The sequence below is a fragment of the Streptomyces sp. KL109B genome, from assembly GCF_030766935.1.
Classification (GTDB): domain Bacteria; phylum Actinomycetota; class Actinomycetes; order Streptomycetales; family Streptomycetaceae; genus Streptomyces.
Genome location: NZ_JASERL010000002.1, coordinates 678,052 through 702,815, shown reverse-complemented (window position 1 = coordinate 702,815; position 24,764 = coordinate 678,052). Strand labels below are relative to the sequence as shown.

The window sequence follows — 24,764 nt, the reverse complement described above, 5'->3', positions numbered from 1 at the left end:
CTCACCCGTATTACGCCGCCACGAGCCCACGCCAGGCCCGGTTACGCCCCGCCCGCGATCAGCTCGTCCGCCGGGCTGTTCACCGGTTGCGGCACCCCGGCCAGGTCGAGCACGAAGAGCGGGACGCCGAGCGCGTCGGCGCGGGTGCGGCCCTCGTCCGTGTATCCGGCCAGCGAGAAATAGGCGCAGGTCGCGGACTCCGTCATCGCCTGGAGCCACAGGCACTCCACGTCGCGCAGCGTCGCCGGCCGCACCGAAGGCTCGACCTGCGCGAGCACCCCGCGCGCCGCGAGGCCGATGCCGGAGGGTGGGCGCTGGTCGGCCCTGCGTACGTCGTCGTAGCCGAGCCAGCGCAGGTACAGCGCCACGGCGGTCACGGCGTCGCGGGCGGTGCGGATGGCGACGGGCTGGAACGCGGGACGCGGCGGCGCGGCCGTGCGCGGCAGCGGTATGTGGGTGGGCGCCGGGGCCTGGTCGTCGTGGACCGGGACGCGCAGCACCGTGCCGCAGGCGCAGCCCAGTTCGGGCCGGGGCCAGCGGTCGTGGCGGCCGCACAGCGGGCAGCGCAGCGTGACCCAGTCGTCGTCCCAGGTGCGGTCGGAGACCGGTACGGGGACGGCGTCGCGGACCATCGGGGGCGCGACGGGCGCGCCGCAGGCGCAGGGCAGGGCCGGGGGAGCGTACAGGTGCTCGCGGCGGCAGGTGGGACAGCGCAGTCGTACGGGCTCGGCCATGGCAACTCCCCCCTCGCTCCCGCCCCGGAAACGGATCGACTCGACGTCCGTCTCATCATCCACCCTTGACGGCCTCCAAAGCCCCCCTCTACATTGCTTCCATATAGCAGAACCTAGTTTCCACATCATGGAAGTTGATCGTGGGGCTGGGGAGACGGAATTCAGAGCTCGCCGCGGGGCGCGACGGGAGCGCGAATCCGACAGCCACAGCCGTAGCCGTAGACGTACAGCCAGGCGCACAGGCGCACTGGCGTACGCAGTCACAGCAGGAGTCGGGAGCACTCATGGCTCGAATGACCGCCGCCCGCGCGGCCGTTGAGATCCTCAAGCGCGAGGGCGTCACGAACGCGTTCGGCGTGCCCGGTGCCGCCATCAACCCCTTCTACAAGGACCTCAAGGCCAGCGGTGGCATCGACCACACGCTCGCCCGCCACGTCGAGGGCGCCTCGCACATGGCCGAGGGCTACACCCGGGCCAACCCGGGCAACATCGGTGTCTGCATCGGCACTTCGGGTCCCGCCGGGACCGACATGATCACCGGCCTGTACTCCGCGACCGGGGACTCCATCCCGATCCTGTGCATCACGGGCCAGGCGCCGACGCACCTGCTCCACAAGGAGGACTTCCAGGCCGTCGACATCGCGACGATCGCCAAGCCGGTCTCGAAGATGGCGGTCACGGTCCTGGAGGCCGCGCAGGTCCCGGGCATCTTCCAGCAGGCCTTCCACCTGATGCGCTCGGGCCGTCCGGGCCCGGTCCTGATCGACCTCCCCATCGACGTCCAGCAGACGGAGATCGAGTTCGACCCGGAGACGTACGAGCCGCTGCCGGTCTACAAGCCGGCCGCGAGCCGGGCGCAGATCGAGAAGGCGATCAAGCTCCTCGTCGAGTCCGAGCGCCCGGTCGTGATCGCGGGCGGCGGCATCATCAACGCGGACGCGAGCGACCTGCTCGTCGAGTTCGCCGAGATCACCAACACCCCTGTCATTCCTACGCTGATGGGCTGGGGCACGATCCCCGACGACCACGACCTGAACGCGGGCATGGTGGGCCAGCAGACCGGTCACCGGTACGGCAACGCCACGTTCCTGGAGTCGGACTTCGTCCTCGGCATCGGCAACCGGTGGGCCAACCGTCACACCGGTTACAAGCTCGACGTGTACCGCGAGGGGCGGAAGTTCGTGCACGTCGACATCGAGCCGACGCAGATCGGCAAGATCTTCGCGCCGGACTACGGGATCGCCTCCGACGCCAAGTCGGCCCTTGAGCTGTTCGTCGAGGTGGCGAAGGAGCTGAAGGCGGCCGGGAAGCTGCCGGACCGCTCCGTGTGGGTCGCCTCGCACCTGGAGCGCAAGGAGACCCTCCTGCGCCGTACGCACTTCGACGACATCCCCATGAAGCCGCAGCGCGTCTACGAGGAGATGAACAAGGCGTTCGGCAAGGACACGCGGTACGTGACGACCATCGGTCTGTCGCAGATCGCGGGTGCGCAGATGCTGCACGTCTACAAGCCGCGGCACTGGATCAACTGCGGCCAGGCGGGCCCGCTCGGCTGGACGATCCCGGCCGCGCTCGGCGTCTCGAAGGCCGACCCGGACACGCAGGTCGTCGCCCTTTCCGGTGACTACGACTTCCAGTTCATGATCGAGGAGCTGGCGGTCGGCGCCCAGCACCGCATCCCGTACGTCCATGTCCTGGTGAACAACGCCTACTTGGGCCTGATCCGCCAGGCCCAGATCGGCCTCGACATCAACTTCCAGGTCAACCTGGAGTTCGAGAACCAGAACAGCCCCGAGCTGGGCGTCTACGGCGTCGACCACGTCAAGGTCGCCGAGGGCCTCGGCTGCAAGGCGATCCGCGTGACCGACCCGAACGAGCTGGGCACCGCCTTCGAGCAGGCCAAGAAGATGGCCCAGGAGTTCCAGGTCCCGGTCGTCGTCGAGGCGATCCTGGAGCGCATCACGAACATCTCCATGAGCCCGACGGCCGACATCAGCGCGGTCAAGGAGTTCGAGGAGCTCGCCACGGAACCGGGCCACGCGCCCACGTCCGTGCGCCCGCTGAAGGTCTGACACTCGCACCACGTCTCAGGGCGGGCCCCCGGTTCCACGCGAACCGGGGGCCCGCCTTTTGCCGCGCCGTGGGGGCGTGGGTGGCGTGGGCGGTTCAGCTCGCGCGGCGTCGGGCCGTCAACGGGTGGCCGTGGTCTCCTCGACGGGATCCAGCCGCAGCACGGCCGTCGCGTGGACGTGTTGGGCGATCTCGTCGACCGGGGCGTCCGGCTCGAACGGCAGTCGTGGGTCGCGGTATCCGGTCTGTGGCAGATAGACCGCGAGGGCTGTGGCGGCCTCCTGTCCCTCGGCCAGGACGGGGCGGCGCTCGGTATCGGCGCCGTCGGGCGCGTCGCGCTCGACGCGGCAGTGGCCGGCCGCCAGCAGGTTGCGGACCCAATCCCGTGAGCGCGTCGAGGAGCACACGTACAAGTGCCCGTCGATGGCGGTGACGTTGACGCCGAACGGCCGCGGCAGGCCGCTGCGGCGCCCGACGACGTCGATGACGCGTGGCACGGGCCGGCGGTCCGCGTAGGGCTCGGGCGGCCGGGAGCGAAGGTCATCGATCATCGCCTGGGCGGCTTCCTGTTGGGCCCTGGCCTGTTCGGCGGCGTCCTCGGAAGCGTCCTGGTTCATGCCCCACCTCGAATCGGTCCGTCGGTCCGTTTTGGTTCGGGATACGGTACGGACCAACGGACCGTTTCAGCAAGGGAGTTGGTGGGAGTGGTCGAGCGGGCGGACGTCACCCGCAATCGCGCCGCGGTGCTGCGCGCCGCCGACGTGCTGTTCCGCGAGGAGGACGGCGGCCGCGTGACGCTCGCGCGGATCGCGGAGTCCGCCGGCGTCGGCAAGGCCACGGTCCTGCGCCACTTCGGCAGCCTCACGGGGACGGTCGAAGCGGTGCTCGCGCCCCGGGTGAGCGCCCTGCGTGACGCCGCCGTTGACGGCCCTGCGCCCCTCGGCCCCGGAGGCCCGCCCGAGGACGCCCTGCACTGCTTCATCGACGCCCTGTTCGACTTCGTCCTCGCCAACCGCACCCTCATCCGGGCGCTGGAGCACCGCGGCCCCGACGCCTACTACGCCAACCCGGCGAGCCAATGGTGGATCCAGGAGCTGCGCCGGAGGATCCGCGCCGCCCGTCCCGCCGCGGACAGCGACTACCTGGCCCACATCGTCTTCACCGCGATGCGCGCCGACGTCGTCGACCACCTCCGTACCGACCGGGACATGGAGCCCGAACGGCTGCGGAAGGGACTCCACTCCCTCCTCCCGCGCGACTGAGTTCGGGTGACGGGGTGCTCGGGGCAGCGCCCTCGCGCACGCCGAAGAGCCCCGGGTACGGACCGTCGTACCCGGGGCTCTGGTTCGGTGGGAGGGAGTTGTTGCCGTCCGACGGCGCGCGACTGGCGGAACATGCATGCGCGCCACCGGACGGAGAGCAGGAGTTGGCTGGGACCGCGGCGGCTGTCGTACGACGGTTCTCCGTTCGCCCTTCCTCAGGTCGAAAGGGGAGCGGTGAACCTTCACCACCGCACTGGCTCGTACGCTGCACAAGCCGCCGCGGTCCTCGTCCGCCCACAGCCGTTCTCGTGACCACCCCTCATCCGGGTCACGAAAACGCTGCGGGGCCTTGCGTACGGGGCGACCTCCCGCCGTCCCCGTACGCAGTCCAGCGGGAGGCTCAGTCCTCGCGCAGGGCGCGGACCGCCTCCTCCACGCGCTTGCCGTAGTCGGCGTCGGCGGCGTGGAAGTGGGCCAGGTTCTTCTCGACGATGTCGTCGCGCGAGACCTGGGAGAGGCCGCCCGCGATGTTCGCGACCAGGCGTCCCTTCTCGTCCTCCGACATCAGGCGGTAGAGCTCACCGGCCTGGAAGAAGTCGTCGTCCTTCGTGTGGGCCGGGGCCTCGTGCGTGCCCGTGTGGCCGTTGATGGCGAGCGGGGCGGCCAGCGGGCGGCCGGTCTCGGTCGGGCCGTCGAAGGAGTTCGGCTCGTAGTTCTTGTGGGCGCGGGCGTAGGCGTTCGTGGCCATGGCGCCGTCGCGGCCGTAGTTGTTCGCCTGCGTCGCCTTCGGGGCGTTCACCGCGAGCTGCGTGTGGTTGACGCCGAGGCGGTAGCGGTGCGCGTCCGCGTAGGCGAACAGGCGGCCCTGCAGCATCTTGTCGGGGGAGGGGCCGATGCCCGGAACGAAGTTGTTCGGGGAGAACGCGGCCTGCTCGACCTCGGCGAAGACGTTGTCGGGGTTGCGGTCGAGGACCAGGCGGCCGACGCGCTGCAGCGGGTAGTCCTTGTGCGGCCACACCTTGGTGAGGTCGAACGGGTTGAAGCGGTAGTCCGCGGCCTCGGCGGCCGGCATCAGCTGGACGTAGACCGTCCAGGACGGGTTCACGCCGCGCTCGATGGCCTGGAGGAGGTCCGTCTGGTGCGAGTTGGCGTCCTTGCCGGCGATCTCCGCGGCCTGCTCGGACGAGAGCGAGCGGATGCCCTGGTTCGTCTTGAAGTGGTACTTGACGAAGAAGGCCTCGCCCTTGTCGTTCGTCCACTGGTAGGTGTGCGAACCGTAGCCGTTCATGTGGCGGTAGGACGCCGGGATGCCGCGGTCGCCCATCAGCCAGGTCACCTGGTGCGTGGCCTCGGGGGCGTGCGCCCAGAAGTCCCAGACGTTCTCCGGCTCCTGCTTGCCCGTGAACGGGTCGCGCTTCTGGGAGTGGATGAAGTCGGGGAACTTCAGCGGGTCCTTGATGAAGAAGACCGGGGTGTTGTTGCCGACGAGGTCGTAATTGCCCTCTTCGGTGTAGAACTTCAGGGCGAAGCCGCGCGGGTCGCGGACGGCGTCCGCGCCACCGAGGTTGTCGGCGACGGTCGAGAAGCGCAGGAAGACCTCGGTGCGCTTGCCGACCGTGTTCAGGAAGTCGGCGTACGTGTAGTCGGTGACGTCGTCCGTCACCTCGAAGTAGCCGTACGCGCCGGAACCGCGGGCGTGCACCACGCGCTCCGGGATGCGCTCGCGGTTGAAGCGGGCGAGCTTCTCCAGGAGGTGCTGGTCCTGAAGGAGGATCGGGCCGCCGACGCCTGCGGTGGCGGAGTTCTGGTTGTCGGCGACTGGGGCGCCGGACTCGGTGGTGAGCACACGCTTCGGCATGGGTTCGAGGCGACCTTCCGTGCAGTTGCTGCTGACGATGGAGCTGTCGATGTCAGGGAGCGTAAGGACCCCTGAACTGCTACGTCAACAGTTTGTTGAAGTTATGGGTACGCGAATACTGGTTCCGGGCCGCGGCGACGCCTGGGCGCGACAGGACAGGTGTCAGCGCCGCCACGGCCCGGAAGTCTGGGGGGACTTACTTGGGCTGGTCGCCGGAGAGGCGCTCGACCGAGCGCAGCAGCGCCGAGTGGTCCAGGCCGCCGTCGCCCTGGGCGCGCAGCGACGCGACCAGCTGGGCGACGGTGGCGCCGACCGGCAGCGCGGCACCGACATTGCGGGCGGCGTCGGTGACGATGCCCATGTCCTTGTGGTGCAGGTCGATGCGGAAGCCCGGCTTGAAGTCCCGGTTGAGGAAGTTGTCCTTCTTGCGGGTCAGCACGGTGGAGCCGGCCAGGCCGCCGTTGAGGACGTCCAGGGCCGCCTTCAGGTCGACGCCGGACTTCTCCAGGAAGACCACGGCCTCGGCGCACGCCTGGATGTTCACGGCGACGATCAGCTGGTTGGCGGCCTTCACGGTCTGGCCCGAGCCGTGCGGGCCGCACAGCACGATGGTCTTGCCGAGCGCGTCGAGCAGCGGCTTGGCCTCGTCGAACTCGGCCTGCTCACCGCCGACCATGATGGACAGGACGGCCTCGATCGCGCCGGCCTCGCCACCGGAGACGGGGGCGTCGAGGACGCGAATTCCCTTGTCCTTGGCGGCCTTTGCCAGGTCGACCGAGGTCTGCGGGGTGATCGACGACATGTCGACGAGCAGGGCGCCCGACTTCGCGTTCTCCAGGATGCCGTCCGGGCCGTAGGCGATGGCCTCGACCTGCGGGGAGGCCGGAACCATCGTCACGACGACGTCGGCGTCCTTGACGGCCTCGGCGATCGACTTCGCGGCGGTGCCGCCGGCGGCCGTGAGGCGGTCCAGCTTGTCCTGCTCCAGCGTGAAGCCCGTGACGTCGTAGCCGGCCTTGATCAGGTTCTCCGACATGGGGGAGCCCATGATGCCGAGACCGATCCACGCGACCTTGGGGAGGTTGTTGCTCATGAGGGTGACTCCAAAAGCTCAGATAAGGCTTGTACGTCGATGAGTTGGCGCCCGTCGAGGTGCTCGCCGAGGCGTCGGGCGACGGCTCAGGCGGCGCGGTGCTCGTGCGGCAGCCAGGCGAAGGACTCGGCGCTCGGGGCGTCGCCCGGCTTGTACTCCAGGCCGACGTAGCCCTCGTAGCCGGCCTTCTTCAGCTGGTCGAGCAGCTCCTCGAGCGGCAGCGAACCGGTGCCGGGGGCGCCGCGGCCCGGGTTGTCGGCGATCTGCACGTGCGCCGTCTTGTCGGTGTAGGCGCTGATGACCGCCGTGAGGTCCTCGCCGTTCATGGACAGGTGGTACAGGTCCATCAGGAACTTGGCGTTGCCGAGGCCGGTCGCCGCGTTCACCTTGTCCACGATCTCGATCGCCTTGGGGGCGCTCACGATCGGGCACTTCGGCGACTCCGGCGCGTTCAGCGCCTCGATGAGGAGTACGGCGCCGACGCGGTCGGCGGCGCGGGCCGCCAGCACCAGGTTCTCCAGGGCGAGCTCGTCCTGCTCCTGCTCCGTGGCGCCGTCGACACGGTTGCCGTAGAGCGCGTTGAGCGCCGTGCAGCCGAGGGACTGGGCGAAGTCCGCCGCGACGTCGATGTTCGCGCGGAACTTCTCGCTCTCCTCGCCGGGGATCGACAGGGCGCCCCGGTCCGGGCCCGGCAGCTGACCCGCGTAGAAGTTCAGGCCGGTGAGCTGGACGCCGGCGTCCTTGATCGCGGCGCGCAGGGCGTCGAGCTCGGACTGCTCGGGGGTGGGCGCGTCGACCCAGGGCCACCACAGCTCGACCGCCGTGAAGCCCGCCGCGGCCGCCGCCGCGGGGCGCTCCAGGAGCGGGAGCTCCGTGAAGAGGATCGACAGGTTGACGTTGAAGCGCTGGTCTGCGAATCCCATGGGGGTCGGCGCTCCCTTCATCTTCGAAGTCGTCGAACTCCGTTAATTTCGTATTGCGGAAGTTCGTTTCTACTTGATGGAAGATTGCCTGTAAGGGCTCGTGGCTGTCAAGAGGGTCCGTCGAAATTCGCCCCGTTCACGCGGGTGTTTGAGGTTCAAGAAACCGGCGTATGACACGTGTTTGGCCTCGAAGTTCGGGGAAGGTGAACGCCCGTTGCCGGTCACGGGAGTTGGGGGAGATGGGCGGATCGAGGTCGGTTCCGACGAATGGTCTGTCACCGGTCTACGACGAGGCGGGGGCCGCGTCCGCGCGATTCCTGCGCTGGCTCGTCGAGCGGACCGGCACGGGCGGGGCGAGCCGGGTGGCAAGCGCCGAGTTCGCGGCGCACGAGCGGTGCACGGTGGACCTGGTCGCCGATGTGGTGGAGCGCCTCGCCGCGCTCGGCTGGCTCACCGAGCACAACGACTCCGGCGCCGACCCGCCCCTCGTCTCCCCGACCGCCGCAGGCCTCGCGGAGGTCGCCGTCTGGGACGAGGCGTACGCCGACCGGGAGGCCAGGCGGCGCTACGCCAAGGCGGCCCTGTTCGCGTACTGGGACCGGGCCGGTAAGCACCGCAGCGGCGACGGGTCCAACCCCGAGGACTTCCTGTGGGCCAGCGAGGCCTTCTACTGCGGGCGCCAACTCCCCATGGAGGACCTGGAGTACGCGGGCGCCCACCTGGAACTGCCCACACCCGTGCGGGTCAGCCCGGCGGAGCAGGGGGCCGGGGTGGTGATCTCGTACGAGGAGCTGGCCCAGCTCGTCCAGGCGTCCCGCCCCGACCTGTCCGCGAGCGACGGCGAACTGCGTCAGGTCGTCGAACTCGCCGGTGAGCTGACCGACGTGAGCCGCAGCGGTGGCCGGCCGGACGACAGCGCGGTGCGCGGCTTCTTCGAGCGCGCGGGCAACCTTCTGCAGTCCGAGGGCCGGGACATGGCGACCAGCCTCGCGGCCGAACTCATCCGGCAGATACTGAGGCTGCCGTGACCGACCACGGGGGACACGGGGGACACGGCGGCGGGGGGCTCGTCACCGAAACCGACGACCAGATACCCGAGGTGTACGCGCGCCAGCCCCTGCTGCGCCAGCTCGTGCCCCGCCTCATCGGCCTGGAGCGCGAGCGCCACCGCAGGCGCCGCCACCAGGAGTTCGCCGACGACCTGCCCGTCGTGCTGCTCAGCGGGCGGCACGGCACCGGCAAGAGCGCCATGCTCAACGACCTCCAGCGGGCCTACGCCCCCGACACCGGCCCCTACCCAGGACCGCGCGTCCCCTTCGCCCGCATCAACTGCACCGACCTGGAGGAGCGGGCCAGGGTGGGGCCCGAGATCGCCAACAACTCGTACACGGTCGAGATGCTGGTCGAGCTGGTCCGCCAACTGTCGCTCCCCGTCGCCGGGTTCGGCCGCCTGCGCTTCCCCAGGACCACCGCGGGACTGCTCGCCGTGATCTCCGCCCGGCGCCCCGGCATCGACGACGAACTCGACGTCGCCGACCGGCACGCCGCCGCCCTCATGGGCCCCTGGCCGACCGGCGAACCCCCGCCCACCTGGGACGCCCTGTTCCGCCCCGCGCTGCCCGCGCCCCCGGAGGGCGGCTCGCCCGACCCGGCCGACTTCCCCGAGGCGGCCGTGCGCACCTACCTCGGCCGCCAGTACCGCCGCCGCACCCGCAGGCTCGGCCCCCGCGAGCTGGTCAGCTGGTACGAGACCCACCGCAGCGAGAGCGACAACCGGCTGCGCGGCATGCCGCCCGACGCGCACACCGAACCGCCCCGCGTCCCCTCCGCGCAGCGCGCGCGAGCCGTGGCCCGGCTCTGCCAGGAGTTCCACCAGGGCCGGGGCTTCCGGCGCGGCGTCGAGCGCATGCTGATGGCCGCGTTCCTCCGGGACGTGCGCTACGGCAGGCTGCGGCGCGGCAACCGCGCCCCAAGGCCGCTGATCCTGCTCGACAACGTGCACACCGACCCCGGCCGCGACTTCCTCGAACTCCTCCTGGAACAGCGGGCGTTGCAGGTCAAGGGCGCCCGCGACCCCGTCGTCGTACTCGCCACGGAGCTGCGCGGGGACGCCGACGACGATGACGAGACGCCCGAGGACGAGCAGGAGACCGCGCCGTACACACAGGCCACCCGCCAGCCCCTCCAGGAGGTCGGCGCGCGCACCCGCTGGAGCCGCGACAGCGAGGAGCCGTCCGAGGGCGTGCTGATGCTGCCGCTGCCGCCGCTCGACACCCAGCACCTGGAGCGCATGCTCAGGAGCGACGAGCGCGTCACCTTCGACCCGTACATCGCGACCGCGCTGCACGACCTGACCCGCGGCCACCCCATGGGTGCCCGCCGCATGTGCGACGCCGTCGTGCACAAGGCGCGCGGCGAGGAGTGGGTGGCCGCCGAGGAACTGCTCGACCTGGACCAGCCCGGCGGCGCCGGCGAGTCCGTCATCTGGCGGCTGCTCAACACCCTCGTCGGCAGCGAGAACCACGACGAGCTGTGCCTGTTCTCGCTGGCCTGGGACCGGGAGGCGGCCGAGCAGCTCGCCGAGCGGTGGGTGCCGCGGCGGATCGACGACCTGGCAGCCGCCGACGGCGTCGCCGCCCAGCTGGAACGCGAGCGCTGGTCGCGCGGGCCCGGCAGCCGGCCGTTCATCACGGACCGCTTCCTGCGCGCCCTGCTCGTGCACCAGATGCGCAGCGGGCGCGGCGCGGGCGGCGTCGGCTGGAGCGACGCCCACGGGCTGCTCGCCCAGCACCACAGGCGCCGCGCCGAGAGCCGTACGGGGCGGGCCGGGCGCGACGAGTGGGCCCGCTTCCTGTGGCACCGGCTGTCCGGCGGCGAGACCCAGGAGGTCGTCGACCGGCTGCACACGGAGTTCGTACGCTCCGACGGCGACGCCCTGGGGTGGCTGCGCACGCTGCGGACCGTGGCGCACGCGCCGCGCCCGCCCGGCGACCTGTGGTTCGAGCAGTGCCAGGAGGTCGGCAAGGGGCGCAGGGACCGGCAGCAGCTCCAGGCCGACCCGGAGGCGGGCCTGGAGAAGCAGGCGATCCACCGCCTCCTGCACGCCCTGTGGTACTCCGCCGACGAACTCGCCGAGGCGGACCGGGTGTTGACCGCGCGGATCGGCCAGGACCTGTCGTTCCTCTCCGCCCAGCACCTGACCGGGCGTGCGGTCCTCGCCCAGGCCGCGGTCCGCTGGCCGCGGGCCCTGCGGGACGGCGAGGACTGGCCGCTTGAGCGCAGCTGGCAGGGCGATCAGCCGCGGACGGGAGGATGACGTGAGGCGCTGGACGGACCGCAGGACCTGGCGCTGGCTGCCCCGGCGGCTGCGGTTCCGGGTGCTCGGCCTGATCGACGTGATCGCGCTGTGGGTGCTGGTGGGGGCGCTCGTCGGCGGCGGGGCCTGGTGGGGTGTCGGCGCGTACCTGGACAGCCGGACCTACTGCACCGCGGACCACGAGCTGCGGCGCGTGGGGGAGGCCGGGGAGTGCGTCGGCGTCACCGCGCGGCCGTACGCGTTCGAACCGGAGCTGAAGGGCGTCCTGGACCGCATCGCGCGCGAGAACGCGAAGGCGCGGGCGAGCGCGTCGCCGCACCGCAAGGTGGTGAGCGTCGCCGTCGTCATGCCGTACAGCCAGAAGACCGAAGGCGCGGCCATGTCCAAGTCGCTGATCCTGCACGCGCTGCAGGGCGCGTACGTCGCGCAGTACGAGCACAACAAGGGTTCGACGACCAGGCGCAGCGCGATCCAGCTCCTCTTCGCCAACGTGGGCGAGTACCTCGGCTACTGGCCGGACGTGGTCAAGGAGTTGAGCGCCCGGAGCCGGGACGGCGTGGCCGCTCCCGTCGTCGCCGCCGTCGGCTTCCCCAACAGCGACAGCAGGACCCTCGCCTCCGTGCGCGGCCTCGAAAAGGCCGGGATCCCGTCCGTCAGCGCCGCGCTGAGCGCCACCGACATGGAGAACCCGTACCTGTTCAAGGTGTCGCCCTCCAACGCCCAGCTCGTCGACGCCCTGAAGCAGTACGCGGAGCGGACCGACGTCGACCGCGAGAAGGCGTTCATGATCGCGGACGAGCGGGACGACAAGTACGTCTCCGACCTGCGCGGAGTCATGCTGAAGAAGTTCGGCGCGGACTACGGCCTCACCAACAACGCGGTGCGCCGGACGATCGAGACGTACCAGGGCAAAAAGGGTCCGGAGCGGGGTGACAAGCAGGACTTCAAGGAGTCGGTGGAGGCGATGTGCGAAGTCGGCACCAGGACGGTGTTCCTGGCCGGCCGCGACGCGGACCTGCAGCCCTTCGTGGACGCCATCGACCACACGGGCTCCTGCCGGTACGGGCCCGACGACCCGCTGCGCATCCTGCGCGTCAGCACGGCCCGCGACCCGGTCACCGAGAGCCCGGCCATCCGCGAGAAGGCGGACCGGCTGCACATCCGGATCGTGACGGCGGCGGCCGTGGACGCGCCCCGCTGGGAGCGTGGCGAAGGAGAGACGCCCCGGCACTTCGGACGCTTCGCGAGCGCCTACGAACGCTCCTTCACGGACGCCGGGAAGCGGGCCCTCAACGACGGCTACGCCGTGATGTACCACGACGCCCTCGCCGCGGTGAGCAACGCCGTGAAGCAGTCCAGCGAGAGCGGCGACCGCGAGGTCAGCGACGACGACATCCAGGGCCAGCTGCGCAAGGGCAGCCCGCAGGACGACTGCGCCATGTGCGTGCAGGCCGCGGGCGGCGACTTCACGTTCGTCGACGCAGACGAGAACGCGGACAACGCCGGAGTCGGACAGTGGCCCGTGTGCAAACCGGTACCGATCGTGACCTTCCCGGAGAAGAACCGGAGCGGCGCCCCGCTCTACCGGACCTACGAGCGCCCGCACAGCAAGTGCCCCGCACTTTGATCGTCACGGTGGCTCCCGGTAATCGCCGCGCACACGTTAGGTTGAACGCGTGCGATTGAGAGTGGAGTTCACGACGGAGCCGTTCGACCTGGAGGAGGCGCCCGAGCACGCGCTCGCGGCCCGCCGGGTCATCGAGGCGGCGGATCTCGACGAGGTCGACGTGGGGCCGTTCGGCAATACGGCGGAGGGTGGCGCGGACGAGGTCCTCACCGCGGTCGACGCCCTGCTGCGCCGCAGTCTCGCGAGCGGCGCGACACGGATTTCGTTGCAGGTCAACGTGGTGGGCGACGCGACGGTGACGGGGAAGGGTGACGACGCGTGAACGACACCGGGGACGCCACCGGGGACACCACGGGTGACGCCTTCATCACAGCGGTGAAGCCGCTGGTCGACGCCATGGGCGGGGAGATGGTGCCGCCCGCGGGCGCGAGCCCCGACGACGTCGTCCTGGCGTGGCAGGGGGCCGATGTCGTGGCCGTGCGACTGCCCCAGTTGGCGGACTCGCTCGACCACATCCTGGCCGCGATGGAGCGCACCAAGGGGCAGCCGCTGTCCGCGCTCGACCGCAAGCAGAAGCAGGAGGTCGTACGGCTTCTGGAGGCACGGGGCGCGTTCTCCGTGCGGCACGGTGTGGAGACCGTGGCCGGAGCCCTTGGCGTATCCCGCTTCACCGTCTACAACTACCTCAACAGGGACAAGACCTCCTGACCTGGGACGTCTCAGCCTCTGGAGCAGCCTCCGGAACACGTCTCCGCACCGCCGTCCGATATCCGGACGGCGGTTTTTTGTAACTCCGAGTTTTCAACAAACTGTTGACGTGGTGTTTCCGGGGGCGTTAGCTATCTGCAGCCCGTCCAGCACAAGGCCACGGAGGCACCCCGTGACTTCAGGTTCGACGCCGGGTCTGACCCGGTTCAACGCCTCGGACGAGAGCGCGGCCCAGGCCGAGCTCCACGAGGTGTGTGCTTCATCGGCGTGGGGGAGCAAGCTCCTCGCCCAGCGCCCCTTCACCTCAGCAGAGTCCCTCTTCACCGCCAGTGACGACGCCATGGCGGAGCTGACCGCGGACGACCTCGCGGAGGCGATGGCGGGGCACCCGCCGATCGGCCGCCCGAAGCCCGGCGACCCGACGTCGTCGCGCGAACAGCGCGGCATGTCGGGCGCCTCCGAGGAACTCAAGAAGGAGATGCTCGAACTCAACCTGGCCTACCAGGACAAGTTCGGCCACGTCTTCCTCATCTGCGCCACCGGCGCCACCGGGGAGCAGATGCTCGATGCGCTCAAGGACCGGATCGGCCACACCGCCGAGCAGGAGCGGGAGATCGTCCGCACCGAACTCGGCAAGATCAACCGCATCCGCCTCACCCGCATCGTAGAAGCGCCGTAAGAACAGGAAACGAACGCCTGATGAGCACCGAGACCACCGCATCGGTGTCCACGCACATTCTGGACACCAGCATCGGACGCCCCGCCGAGGGCGTCGCCATCTCCCTTGCGGCACGCGCCGGTTCGGCCGCCGAGTGGCAGGCGCTCGGCGGCAGCGCCACCGACGCGGACGGGCGCTGCAAGGACCTGCCGGCGCTGCCGGAGGGCACCACCCACGTACGCCTCGACTTCGAGACCGAGGCGTACTTCGACAAGAAGTCCGCCAACGCGCGGATCCAGCAAGCCGATGCGCAGCAGGACGCCCCCGCGAATCGGGACAGCGACACGACCGGAGCGTTCTTCCCGGAGGTGGCGATCACGTTCGCCGTCAAGCCGGGCGAGCACTACCACGTGCCGCTGCTGCTCAACCCGTTCGGCTACTCCGTTTACCGAGGGAGCTAGCAGACATGCCCACGATTCTGGGATCCAACCAGTACGGCAAGGCCGAGAACCGAGTCGTAAAGATCACGCGGGACGGCGACACCCACCACATCAAGGACCTGAACGTCTCGGTCGCCCTCAGCGGTGACCTCGACGACGTCCACCTCACCGGGTCGAACGCCAACTGCCTGCCGACGGACACGACGAAGAACACCTGCTTCGCGTTCGCCAAGGAGCACGGCATCGAGTCCGCGGAGGGCTACGGCATCGAGCTCGCCCGGCACTTCGTCGACAGCCAGCCGTCCATCCACCGGGCGCGCATCCGCATCGAGGAGTACTCCTGGGAGCGGATCGCCGGCTCGGACGCGGGCTCCAAGTTCATCGGGGCCGACGAGGTCAAGCACTCCTTCGTCCGCAAGGGCCAGGAGACGCGCCTCGTTCAGGTCACCTATGACGGCGAGAAGTTCGAAGTCCTGTCCGGGCTCAAGGACTTGACCGTGATGAACACCACGAACTCCGAGTTCTGGGGCTACATCAAGGACAAGTACACGACGCTCCAGGAGGACTACGACCGCATCCTCGCCACGTCTCTTTCGACGTGGTGGCGGCACAGCTGGACGGGCGAGAACGACGAGCGCACGCCCAACTGGAACAAGTCGTACGAGCAGTCGAAGAAGCACATCCTCCAGGCCTTCGTCGAGACGTACTCGCTGTCGCTGCAGCAGACCCTCTTCCAGATGGGTTCGCGCGTCATCAACAACCGCAGCGAGATCGACGAGATCCGCTTCTCCGCGCCGAACAAGCACCACTTCCGGCAGGACCTGTCGAAGTTCGGCCTGGAGAACGAGGCGAAGGACGGCGCGGTGTACTGGGCGGCCGACCGCCCCTACGGCCTGATCGAGGCCACCATCCTGCGGGACGGCGCGGACCAGCGCATCCCGGTCGACATGACCAACCTCTGACGCCAAAGGCGTAGTTGACGCGGCAGCGCGCCCCCGTCCACCCGCAGTCGACGGGGGCGCGCCTGCACCCGGAGGGAACATAAAGCAATGGCAGTGCCAGCAAAGGGGCCGGCTGAAGCCGAGGGCCCGTGTTCCACCCCATCGGAGAGCGCCGAATCGGAGACCACCGATTCGCAGGTGCACCCGGTGGACGAAAAGCTCCACCCGTCGCGGCTCGTCCCCGCCGCACTCCAGCACATCGCCGCCATGTACGCCGGCGTCGTCACTCCGCCGCTCATCATCGGCCAGGCCGTCCACCTCGACACCGCGGGCCAGACCCGGCTGATCGCCGCGTCGCTGCTCATCGCGGGCGTGGCCACCCTGCTCCAGACGCTCGGCGTCAAGGGCTTCGTCGGCAACCGGCTGCCCTTCGTCAACGCCGCGTCCTCCGCGGGCATCGCGCCGATGCTCGCCATCGCCGAGACCAACGCCAAAGGCGACCAACTCCCCGCCATCTACGGGGCGGTCATGGTGGCCGGCGTCTTCTGTCTCGCCATCGGCCCGTTCTTCGGCCGCCTGCTGAGATTCTTCCCGCCGCTCGTCACCGGCGTCGTCATCACCCTCATCGGTGTGACCCTGATGCCCGTGCCCGTCGGCTGGGCGCAGGGCGGCGACAAGACCGCCTCCGACTACGGCGACATGCGCTACCTCGCCCTCGCCGCGTTCACCCTCGTCGTCATCCTCCTGATCCAGCGCTTCGGCAAGGGCTTCGTCAAGCAAGTCGCGCTGCTCTTCGGCCTGTTGATCGGCACGCTCGCCGCGATCCCGTTCGGCATGGCGGACTTCTCCTCGTTGAAGTCGGCGCCCGTGGCCGCGCTCCCGACGCCGTTCGCCTTCGGCGCCCCCGAGTTCCAGCCCGCCGCCATCATCTCGCTCTGCCTCGTCATGCTCGTCCTGATGACCGAGTCCAGCGCCGGCATGCTCGCCATCGGCGAGATCTGCGACCGCGAGACCAACGGGAAGACCATCACCAAGGGCCTGCGCACCGACGGCATCGCCACCTTCGTCGGACCGATCTTCGGCGGCTTCCCGACCTCCGCGTTCGCGCAGAACGTCGGCGTCGTCTCGCTCACCAAGGTACGCAGCCGGTACGTCGTCGCCGTCGCGGGCGGCACCCTGCTGATCCTCGGCATCTTCCCGATGCTCGGCGCGGTCGTCTCCCTGGTCCCCATGCCGGTCCTGGGCGGCGCGGGCATCGTGCTGTTCGGCTCGATCGCCGTCAGCGGCATCCGTACGCTCTCCGAGGCGGGCCTCGACGACAGCTCCAACATCATCCTGGTGGCTGTCTCGCTCGGCGCGGGCATCATCCCGCTCGCCGCGCCCACCTTCTACGCCGACTTCCCGGCCTGGGCACAGACCGTGCTCGGTTCCGGCATCAGCGCCGGCGCGCTCGTCGCCGTCACGCTCAACCTGTTCTTCCACCATCTCGGCACCCGCGGCAGCGCCAGCGCCACCGCGGCACTCAAATCTTCCTAGGGTCCTGCCGTGCCCACACGTCACCACGACTGAAGGAAGCACCATGGCACCTGCCACGGCAAACCGCATCGTCATCGAGAACGTCGCCATCGCGACGGTCGACGCGCACGACACCGAGTACGCCTCGGGCCACATCGTCGTCGCGGACAACCGGATCGAGTCCATCGGCGCGGGCAACGCGCCCGAGGGCCTCGCCAACGTCGTCCGCCGCATCGACGGCACCGGCCACCTGGCCACACCCGGCCTCGTCAACACGCACCACCACTTCTACCAGTGGATCACCCGTGGCCTGGCGACGGACCACAACCTGTTCAACTGGCTGGTGGCGCTGTACCCGACGTGGGCGCGCATCGACGAGCAGATGACGTACGCGGCGGCGCAGGGCTCCCTCGCGATGATGGCCCGCGGCGGTGTCACCACCGCCATGGACCACCACTACGTGTTCCCGCGGGGCTCCGGTGACCTGTCCGGATCGATCATCCGGGCCGCCTCCGAGATGGGCGTGCGCTTCACCCTGGCGCGCGGCTCCATGGACCGCAGTGAGAAGGACGGCGGACTGCCGCCCGACTTCGCCGTCGAGACCCTCGAAGGCGCGCTCGCCGCGACCGAGGAGACGGTGAACAAGCACCACGACTCCTCCTTCGACGCGATGACGCAGGTGGCGGTCGCCCCCTGCTCGCCCTTCTCCGTCTCCACGGAACTCCTCAAGCAGGGCGCCGAGTTGGCGCGCCGCCTCGGCGTACGGCTGCACACCCACGGCAGCGAGACCGTCGAGGAGGAGAAGTTCTGCCACGAGCTGTTCGGCATGGGCCCGACCGACTACTTCGAGTCGACGGGCTGGCTCGGCGAGGACGTGTGGATGGCGCACAGCGTCCACATGAACGACTCCGACATCGCCGCGTTCGGCCGTACGAAGACGGGCGTCGCGCACTGCCCGTCCTCCAACGCCCGCCTCGCGGCCGGGATCGCCCGCGTACCCGACATGCTCGCCGCCGGAGTGCCGGTCGGTCTCGGCGTCGACGGCACCGCCTCCAACGAGTCGGGCGAACTCCACACCGAACTGCGCAACGCCCTCCTCATCAACCGCCTCGGCGCGCACCGCGAGGCGGCCCTGAACGCCCGTCAGGCGCTGCGCCTCGGGACGTACGGAGGAGCCCAAGTCCTCGGCAGGGCCACCCAGATCGGGTCGCTCGAAGCCGGCAAGCTGGCCGACCTGGTGCTGTGGAAGATGGACACCCTCGCCCACGCGTCGATCGCCGATCCGGTCACCGCGCTCGTCTTCGGCGCGGCCGCACCGGTCACCCTCTCCCTCGTGAACGGCAAGCCGGTGGTCGAGGACAGCCGCCTGCTGCACGTCGACGAGGACGCCATCGCCCGCTCCACGCGGGAGGAGGCGCAGCGACTCGCGCGGATCGCCGCCGAGAGCTGAGTTGTTGAGACTCCGGTCAGGGGGGACGGCCCCTGGCCGGGGACTCGATCGAGCTGCCGAGCGGGCTGCTCGACCGAGTGCCGCCCCGGAACGTGGCCCAAAGCTTCACGTTCCCGGGGCGGCCAGCACTACCTGGGCGCACAACAACTGAATACGCGTACGTAGAGCACGACCTTGCACCACCTCCCAGAAGCGAAAAGCGCCGGCGGCCTGCCGGTGCTGGAAAACAACCGGAGGAGCCGCAGTGGCGACGAAGCCCAGGTTCACCAAGCAAGGCAACACCCCCGACGAGCCGGCCGTGGACGCGGCAGCGAGTGCGGGACATACCAAACACCCGGTCGACGAGAAGTTGCCACCACTGAAGATGGCGACTACGGGCCTGCAGCACGTGGCCGCGATGTACGCGGGCGTGGTCGCGCCCCCGCTCATCGTCGGCGCGGCGATCGGCCTCAGCCCGAAGGACCTCACGTTCCTGACCGGCGCCTGCCTCTTCACGGCGGGACTCGCGACCTTCCTCCAGACGCTCGGCATCTGGAAGATCGGCGCCCGGCTTCCGTTCGTCAACGGTGTGACCTTCGCGGGCGTCGCCCCGATGCTCGCCGTCGTCGGCTCGACGAAGGACAAGGACGACGCGCTGCCGATCATCTTCGGAGCAGTGATCGTCGCGGGTGTGCTCGGCTTCATAGCCGCGCCCTTCTTCTCCAAGCTGGTCCGGTTCTTCCCACCGGTCGTCACCGGCACGGTCATCACGCTCATCGGTGTCTCGCTGATGCCCGTCGCGTTCGGCTGGGCTCAAGGTCCTGACACGAAGGCGCCGGACTACGGCTCGATGAAGAACCTGGCGCTGGCCGGCGTCACTCTCGTGATCGTGCTGGTCATCCGCCGCTTCACCTCGGGCTTCGTCAAGCAGATCGCCGTACTGCTCGGCCTGGTGATCGGCACGCTGATCGCGATCCCGTTCGGCGCCACGGACTTCTCGCCGGTCGGCGAAGCGGACATCATCGGCTTCCCGACCCCGTTCCACTTCGGAGCCCCGCAGTTCGCCGGCGCGGCCATCGTCTCGCTGTGCGTCGTCATGGTCGTCTCGATGACCGAGTCGACCGCCGACATGCTCGCCCTCGGTGAGATCGTCGACCGCCCGGCCGACGAGAAGACCATCGCGGCCGGCCTGCGCGCCGACACCCTCGGCACCGCCGTCAGCCCGCTGTTCAACGGCTTCATGTGCAGCGCCTTCGCCCAGAACATCGGCCTCGTCGCCATGACGAAGATCCGCAGCCGGTACGTCGTCGCCGCCGGCGGTGGCTTCCTCGTCCTGATGGGCCTGTGCCCGATGGCGGCCTCGCTGATCGCCGTCGTGCCGCGCCCGGTGCTCGGCGGCGCGGGCGTCGTACTCTTCGGCTCGGTCGCGGCCAGCGGCATCCAGACCCTGGTCAAGGCCAACATGGACAAGGACAACAACGTCCTCATCGTGGCCGTCTCGCTCGCCGTCGGCCTGATCCCGATCGCGGTCCCGGACTTCTACCACGCGTTCCCGGAGAACGCGAAGATCATCCTGGACTCGGGCATCTCCACCGGCTGCGTCGCGGCGGTCGTCCTCAACCTGCTGTTCAACCACATCGGCAAGGGACGCGACGCCGACGACGTCACGTCACCGATGGAGTCGGGCGGCGACATCGCGGAACAGCGCGGCACGCCTTCGGCAGCGGGCGCGCACTGACCGGCACGGCCCGTTGACGGCGTCGCCCTACGGACGCTGTTGGCGAACCCGGTGGGGGAGGTGTGGGCGCGGAAAGGTGTCGCAGTTGTACGTATAACTGCGACACTTTTCCGAGCAGGGGCCGTGTCCCCCTGGCCCAGGACCCGAATTCGCCAACGGTGCCCTCTGTGTCCTGTCGACCCTCATCGCGTCGCGTGTTGACTCCTGCATACGCGAGCCAACGTGACGTAGCCGCCCAGGTTCTCGTCATCCGTGCCGAGCAGCGCCGGGCCGTCCGTGCCGGTGCCGGGCAGGCACTCGACGCCCTCGATCTTGCGGCCGTCGAACTTCTTCGTCGCGGTACGGGGCGGGGTGCCGATCCGCAGCGTCGCCTTCGTGCCCGACGCGTTCAGCGCCACCCGCCCCGCCTCGCTCACGGCCGAGGCGAAGGGGCCGTCGTCGCCGGAGTCGGCGGCCGAACTCACCATCACCCGGCCGGACTTGGTGACGGAGATGTCACTGACGTGCCGCACGTCCCCCTTCGGGTAGGCCGCGCGGAACTCCGCCTCTCGTACGTTCCCGAACTCGGCCTCCCCGTACTCGTTGAACGAGAACGGCGCCGCGAACACCGTCGCGGGACGGTCCGCTCCCGCGCCCCGGTCCGCCCATACGGCGACCGTCCGCCCGTGCGACGTACCGAGCGCGAAGCCCTCGAAGTCCGCGCCCTCGGGGATGGCGGGCAGCGGCGCCAGGTCGAGAACCTTCGCCGTGTCCCCGTCGACGTGCAGCCGGTATATGAGCCCCCGGCTGGCGAGCGCCATGAACTCGCCCGGCCTGCCCGGCACCGCCTCGATCGCCTCCAGGTCCTTGGGCGCCATGCCGTCCCACGCGACGGGCGCCACCTTCGTGTCCTTCGGCGCGGCGGGGTGGAAGGTGACGCGGCTGAGCCGCTGCTCGCCGGGCTTCTTGTTGTCGTGTACGACGAGGGCCTCTACGGAGCCGTCGGCCGAGCCCGCGCCGGTGTCGGTGAGGGCGAGTCCGCTGACCCCGGACTTGGCGTCGTCGCCGACCTGCTGCCAGCCGCCGGGTTCGGGGGCGGGCTCCGGGGCGCCCGCGCGGGCGGGGGCGGCGAGGGCCAGGGTGACGAAGGCGGCGGAGAGCAGGGACTTGTGGCGCAACTGCATGGAGCGGGGCCTCTCGGTTGACGCGCGTAGAAAGCGAGGTCGAACCGGACCGTAGCGATCTTCGGGGGAGGGGGCAAGGGGGTGAATCGTTCGCGTGGGCGGCGGGCATTGGCGTCCGCGTAGGGCTCAAGTACGGTCAGAACAGGGCGAGTTGGACTCGGGGTGGGGGGAGAGCATGAAGGAACAGGAGAGCAGTGACTCGGGACGCCTGGAGGCCTTCAGCGACGGCGTGTTCGCCATCGCCATCACGCTCCTGATCCTTGAGGTCAAGGTCCCGCACGTCGAGCACGGCGAAAGCCTGTGGAGCGCGCTCGGTCACCAGTGGCCCTCGTACGCGGCGTACGTCGTCAGCTTCCTGGTGATTGGCATCATCTGGGTCAACCACCACCAGGTGTTCAGCCACGTGGTCCGCGTCGACCGCACGCTGCTCTTCCTCAACCTGCTGGTCCTCATGATCGTCGCGGCGCTGCCGTGGCCCACGGCGCTGCTCGCCGAGTACCTGCGCGAGGGCGACGACGCCGCGCACACGGCGGCCGCCGTCTACAGCCTCACCATGGTCGCCATGTCGCTGGCCTTCCAGGCCCTTTGGTGGCACCTCACCCGCAGCGGTCGTCTCCTCCACCCGCGCGTCGACCCGGTGGGCGCCCGCGCCACCCGGGCCCGCTTCGCCCTCGGCTCCCTCGGCTACCCGGCGACCGTCGCCCTCGCCTTCGTCTCGGCGCCGGGGACGCTCGCCGCGCACGGGGTCCTCGCGGTGTACTACGGGTTCAACCAGGTGCAGGTGCCGATCCGTCAGGCATCCGACCAGTGAGGGGCTTGGCGTAGAACCTGCTGTCGTCGTAGGCGCGGAACGGGCCGAACGGCGGGGTCGGGCGGTAGCCGCTGGACTCGTACAGGCGGATCGCCTCGGGCAGGTGCACGCCCGTCTCCAGGACCATGCGGGTACGCCCCGCGTCCCGCGCGCTGTCCTCAAGCGCGGCCAGGATCCGGCGGGCCAGGCCCCGGCCGCGCGCCCGCTCCACGACGAACATCCGCTTCAGCTCGGCGTCGCCGTCCGCGTAGCCCGCGCCGTCGCGCTCCTGCGCCCGCCAGCCCCCGGAGGCCACCGGCTCCCCGGTGTCGTACGCGACGAGGAACAGGCCGTGGGGCGGGTCGAAGTGCGTGGGGTGCAGATCGGTGAAGTCGTCGTAACCGAAGCGCTTTCGGTACTCGGCCTGCACCTGGTCGCTGAGCGCGACGGCGTCGGGGTGGCCGTAGGAGCGGGGGTGGAAGTCCATGGCGGGTCGCCGGTCAGAGGCCGAAGACGGCCGGGGACGTGGCCAGTTCCTTGAAGACCCGCCCCGGGTCCTTCACCAGCTTGCGCTCGGTGAGGTCCATGACGCCGCTCACCGCGGACACCTCGGCGGCCACCGTGCCGTCGGCCCTGGTGATCGTCTGGTGGACGCGGAACACCTTGCCGTCGCCGAACTCGAAGGCGCAGCTCACGTCGACGACATCGCCCGCGCGCAGCTCCCGCAGATAGCGGATGTTGGTCTCCAGGACGACGGGGCCCACCCCGCTGCCGAGCAGCAGGCTCTCGTCGAGGCCGGCGTGGCGCAGGAACGACCAGCGGGCGTGCTCCGCGTACTGGAGGTAGACGGCCTGGTTGAGGTGGCCGTTGACGTCGATCTCGTATCCGCGGACTTCGACCGGCACGGAGAACTGCTCTGCCACGACGTTCCTCTCGATGGGGGGAGTTTCGGTGCTGGGGTGTTGTGCCGATCATGCCAACAGGTGGGCGGGGGAGGGCATTCCGGGGTGGTCGAAGGCGTGCTACGTCCGTCGTGGCGACGCCAGGAGGTAGCGGGGGCCGCCGCGCGTCCCGGCGTGCTCGCTGACCTGCCAGCCCGCGTCGCGCAGCGCCGCCGAGCACGCCGCGAGCCCATCCGGTTCCGGATGATGGACGGCGACGGCCTCCGGCTGCGGGCTGTCGCGCACGAGGTAACCGGGGGTCTCCTCGCCCGCGGGCGCGCAGCCCGCCGCCTCCAGGGCGAGTGCGGCGGAGGGGGCGAGGCGGCTCCGTTCCCAGGCGCACGGCCGGTCCGTGGCGCCGTCGGGGTTGGTCATCCGGCGTATCTCCAACAGGCCCTGCCACGCCGTCCGTACCTCACGTGCCCGCGCGGGTCCGCCGTCGGTGTCCGGCTCCCCGCCGAGCCGCGCGGCGAACAGGCCGTCGGGGGCGGGCTGTTCGGTACGTGACCCAGCGCGTGACGCGGCGGCCGGTGGCTCCTCCTCGGCCTCGCGCACGCGGTGGCCCGCCGGGGTGAGGAAGTGGTCGTGCGGCGGTCGTGGGTGCCGGAACGCCAGCTTCAGGACGACGAGGCGGGCGAGCTGGGCCGGGGCGCCGGAGATCCGGCCGGTCTCCGGATCGGCGGCCTCGATGATGCGGCGCTGCGCGGCAGTCGGCGGTCTGGTCACGGCGTGCCTCCCGTCCGGGTCGACGACCGGGCTTCCCGGCCTTGTCCGGGTTTCCCGGTCTCGTGTCGATGGTGCACGACGGCTCTGACAACGGGCCGTCCCGGCCGGGGGAGCGCAGTCGGCGTCAGCGGTTGGGGCGCAGGTTCCAGCCGGAGATCACCGGTCTGCCGTGCTCGAAGGTGAGGCGGCTGACCGTGCCCGTCGCCAGCAGGAAGTGCGAGCCGCCCGACGGCGGCAGGCCGAGACGGCGCGCGGTCAGGACGCGCAGGAAGTGGCCGTGCGAGACGAGGACGACGCTGCCCTCGTTGTTGGAGAGCGCCGCGTCGACCTTGGACAGCATCCGGTCGGCCCGCTCGCCGACCTGCTCCGGCGTCTCGCCGGGGTGCTCCGGCGGGCCCGGCGGCACCCCGTCGTCGAAGAGGTACCAGTCGGGGCGGGTGCGCTGGATCTCCCGAGTGGTGATGCCCTCGTACGCGCCGTAGTCCCACTCATGCAGGTCGTCGTCGACGGTGTAGCGGGTGAGGCCCGCGAGCTCGGCGGTCTCGCGGGTGCGCTGGAGGGGGCTCACGAAGACGGCCCCGATGTGATAGCTGCCGACGAGCGGCGCGACGCGGCGCGCCTCCTCCCGGCCGTTCTCGGTGAGCGGGATGTCGGTGAGGCCGGTGTGCTGCCCGGTCAGGGCCCATTCGGTCTCGCCGTGCCGGACGAGGAGCAGATCACCCACGGTTTTGCGCCTGTTCGTTTGAGGTTGTACGGGGTCGTTCCCATTGTCCCTGGTAGGAGCCGTCCCGACCGCTCGGGGGCAGGCCCATTGGAGCCCCTGCGGCGATTG

Annotated in this window: 24 protein-coding genes; 14 read left to right on the top strand and 10 right to left on the bottom strand. The window is 70.2% G+C overall.

Features of this window, described 5'->3' with window-relative positions:
* Window positions 1-41 precede the first annotated feature (41 nt).
* Window positions 42-734 carry a hypothetical protein gene (locus RBJ65_RS08975; protein WP_306323926.1) on the bottom strand — a complete coding sequence of 231 codons (693 nt, stop codon included), beginning with the start codon at window positions 732-734 and terminating at the stop codon, window positions 42-44.
* Between the two features lie 284 nt (window positions 735-1,018).
* Here RBJ65_RS08975 and gcl point away from each other — a divergent pair, with 284 nt between their 5' ends.
* Window positions 1,019-2,806: a glyoxylate carboligase gene (gcl, locus tag RBJ65_RS08970; protein WP_306323928.1), complete on the top strand. Its 1,788-nt coding sequence runs from the start codon at window positions 1,019-1,021 to the stop codon at window positions 2,804-2,806.
* 117 nt (window positions 2,807-2,923) lie between these two features.
* On the opposite strand, the gene RBJ65_RS08965 is transcribed toward gcl, so the two are convergent.
* Window positions 2,924-3,421, bottom strand: coding sequence for a hypothetical protein (locus RBJ65_RS08965; RefSeq protein WP_306323929.1), 498 nt, complete (start codon window positions 3,419-3,421; stop codon window positions 2,924-2,926).
* 87 nt (window positions 3,422-3,508) lie between these two features.
* On the opposite strand from RBJ65_RS08965, the gene RBJ65_RS08960 reads away from it, so the two are divergent.
* Window positions 3,509-4,066, top strand: a complete 558-nt coding sequence (locus RBJ65_RS08960; RefSeq protein ID WP_306323930.1) for a TetR/AcrR family transcriptional regulator — start codon at window positions 3,509-3,511, stop codon at window positions 4,064-4,066.
* A gap of 400 nt (window positions 4,067-4,466) precedes the next feature.
* On the opposite strand, the gene RBJ65_RS08955 is transcribed toward RBJ65_RS08960, so the two are convergent.
* From RBJ65_RS08955 to RBJ65_RS08945, 3 genes are all read right to left on the bottom strand, one after another.
* Window positions 4,467-5,924, bottom strand: a complete 1,458-nt coding sequence (locus RBJ65_RS08955) for a catalase (protein WP_306323931.1) — start codon at window positions 5,922-5,924, stop codon at window positions 4,467-4,469.
* A 196-nt stretch (window positions 5,925-6,120) separates the two neighbouring features.
* Window positions 6,121-7,017, bottom strand: coding sequence for a 2-hydroxy-3-oxopropionate reductase (locus tag RBJ65_RS08950; protein WP_306323932.1), 897 nt, complete (start codon window positions 7,015-7,017; stop codon window positions 6,121-6,123).
* An 86-nt stretch (window positions 7,018-7,103) separates the two neighbouring features.
* On the bottom strand, window positions 7,104-7,940 hold the full coding sequence (locus RBJ65_RS08945) for a TIM barrel protein (protein WP_306323933.1): 837 nt from the start codon (window positions 7,938-7,940) through the stop codon (window positions 7,104-7,106).
* Window positions 7,941-8,179: 239 nt separating this feature from the next.
* On the opposite strand from RBJ65_RS08945, the gene RBJ65_RS08940 reads away from it, so the two are divergent.
* The 11 genes from RBJ65_RS08940 (at window position 8,180) to RBJ65_RS08890 (ending at window position 20,312) form a co-directional block, all read left to right on the top strand.
* The gene (locus RBJ65_RS08940) at window positions 8,180-8,968 is read left to right on the top strand and encodes a hypothetical protein (RefSeq protein WP_306323934.1); all 789 of its coding nucleotides are present in this window, start codon (window positions 8,180-8,182) and stop codon (window positions 8,966-8,968) included.
* Window positions 8,965-11,256: a hypothetical protein gene (locus RBJ65_RS08935; protein WP_306323935.1), complete on the top strand. Its 2,292-nt coding sequence runs from the start codon at window positions 8,965-8,967 to the stop codon at window positions 11,254-11,256. Before RBJ65_RS08940 ends, RBJ65_RS08935 begins: the two co-directional genes overlap by 4 nt.
* A 1-nt stretch (window position 11,257) precedes the next feature.
* The gene (locus RBJ65_RS08930) at window positions 11,258-12,883 is read left to right on the top strand and encodes an ABC transporter substrate-binding protein (protein ID WP_306323936.1); all 1,626 of its coding nucleotides are present in this window, start codon (window positions 11,258-11,260) and stop codon (window positions 12,881-12,883) included.
* Window positions 12,884-12,932: 49 nt separating this feature from the next.
* The gene (locus RBJ65_RS08925; protein ID WP_306323937.1) at window positions 12,933-13,205 is read left to right on the top strand and encodes a hypothetical protein; all 273 of its coding nucleotides are present in this window, start codon (window positions 12,933-12,935) and stop codon (window positions 13,203-13,205) included.
* 74 nt (window positions 13,206-13,279) lie between these two features.
* On the top strand, window positions 13,280-13,591 hold the full coding sequence (locus RBJ65_RS08920) for a helix-turn-helix domain-containing protein (protein ID WP_306323952.1): 312 nt from the start codon (window positions 13,280-13,282) through the stop codon (window positions 13,589-13,591).
* A 172-nt stretch (window positions 13,592-13,763) separates the two neighbouring features.
* Window positions 13,764-14,270, top strand: a complete 507-nt coding sequence (gene uraD, locus RBJ65_RS08915; protein WP_306323938.1) for a 2-oxo-4-hydroxy-4-carboxy-5-ureidoimidazoline decarboxylase — start codon at window positions 13,764-13,766, stop codon at window positions 14,268-14,270.
* A gap of 20 nt (window positions 14,271-14,290) precedes the next feature.
* Window positions 14,291-14,710 carry a hydroxyisourate hydrolase gene (uraH, locus tag RBJ65_RS08910; protein ID WP_306323939.1) on the top strand — a complete coding sequence of 140 codons (420 nt, stop codon included), beginning with the start codon at window positions 14,291-14,293 and terminating at the stop codon, window positions 14,708-14,710.
* 5 nt (window positions 14,711-14,715) lie between these two features.
* Window positions 14,716-15,651: a factor-independent urate hydroxylase gene (gene pucL, locus RBJ65_RS08905; RefSeq protein ID WP_306323940.1), complete on the top strand. Its 936-nt coding sequence runs from the start codon at window positions 14,716-14,718 to the stop codon at window positions 15,649-15,651.
* Window positions 15,652-15,738: 87 nt separating this feature from the next.
* On the top strand, window positions 15,739-17,166 hold the full coding sequence (locus RBJ65_RS08900) for a nucleobase:cation symporter-2 family protein (RefSeq protein ID WP_306323941.1): 1,428 nt from the start codon (window positions 15,739-15,741) through the stop codon (window positions 17,164-17,166).
* Window positions 17,167-17,209: 43 nt separating this feature from the next.
* Window positions 17,210-18,595 (top strand): 8-oxoguanine deaminase, encoded by a 1,386-nt coding sequence (locus RBJ65_RS08895; protein WP_306323942.1) that lies wholly within the window; start codon window positions 17,210-17,212, stop codon window positions 18,593-18,595.
* A gap of 244 nt (window positions 18,596-18,839) precedes the next feature.
* Entirely contained in the window at window positions 18,840-20,312 is a 1,473-nt protein-coding gene (locus RBJ65_RS08890; protein WP_372341459.1) for a nucleobase:cation symporter-2 family protein, read from the top strand.
* A 182-nt stretch (window positions 20,313-20,494) separates the two neighbouring features.
* Here RBJ65_RS08890 and RBJ65_RS08885 read toward each other — a convergent pair whose 3' ends face one another.
* Window positions 20,495-21,475 (bottom strand): hypothetical protein, encoded by a 981-nt coding sequence (locus RBJ65_RS08885; protein WP_306323943.1) that lies wholly within the window; start codon window positions 21,473-21,475, stop codon window positions 20,495-20,497.
* Between the two features lie 175 nt (window positions 21,476-21,650).
* On the opposite strand from RBJ65_RS08885, the gene RBJ65_RS08880 reads away from it, so the two are divergent.
* Window positions 21,651-22,286: a TMEM175 family protein gene (locus RBJ65_RS08880; protein WP_306323944.1), complete on the top strand. Its 636-nt coding sequence runs from the start codon at window positions 21,651-21,653 to the stop codon at window positions 22,284-22,286.
* Here the strand turns inward: RBJ65_RS08880 and RBJ65_RS08875 are convergent.
* From RBJ65_RS08875 to RBJ65_RS08860, 4 genes are all read right to left on the bottom strand, one after another.
* Window positions 22,243-22,752, bottom strand: a complete 510-nt coding sequence (locus RBJ65_RS08875; protein WP_306323945.1) for a GNAT family N-acetyltransferase — start codon at window positions 22,750-22,752, stop codon at window positions 22,243-22,245. The genes RBJ65_RS08880 and RBJ65_RS08875 overlap by 44 nt on opposite strands.
* Before the next feature lie 13 nt (window positions 22,753-22,765).
* Window positions 22,766-23,188 (bottom strand): thioesterase family protein, encoded by a 423-nt coding sequence (locus tag RBJ65_RS08870; protein ID WP_306323946.1) that lies wholly within the window; start codon window positions 23,186-23,188, stop codon window positions 22,766-22,768.
* 99 nt (window positions 23,189-23,287) lie between these two features.
* The gene (locus RBJ65_RS08865) at window positions 23,288-23,932 is read right to left on the bottom strand and encodes a hypothetical protein (protein WP_306323947.1); all 645 of its coding nucleotides are present in this window, start codon (window positions 23,930-23,932) and stop codon (window positions 23,288-23,290) included.
* Between the two features lie 124 nt (window positions 23,933-24,056).
* Window positions 24,057-24,656, bottom strand: coding sequence for a histidine phosphatase family protein (locus RBJ65_RS08860; RefSeq protein ID WP_306323948.1), 600 nt, complete (start codon window positions 24,654-24,656; stop codon window positions 24,057-24,059).
* Between the last annotated feature and the right edge of the window lie 108 nt (window positions 24,657-24,764).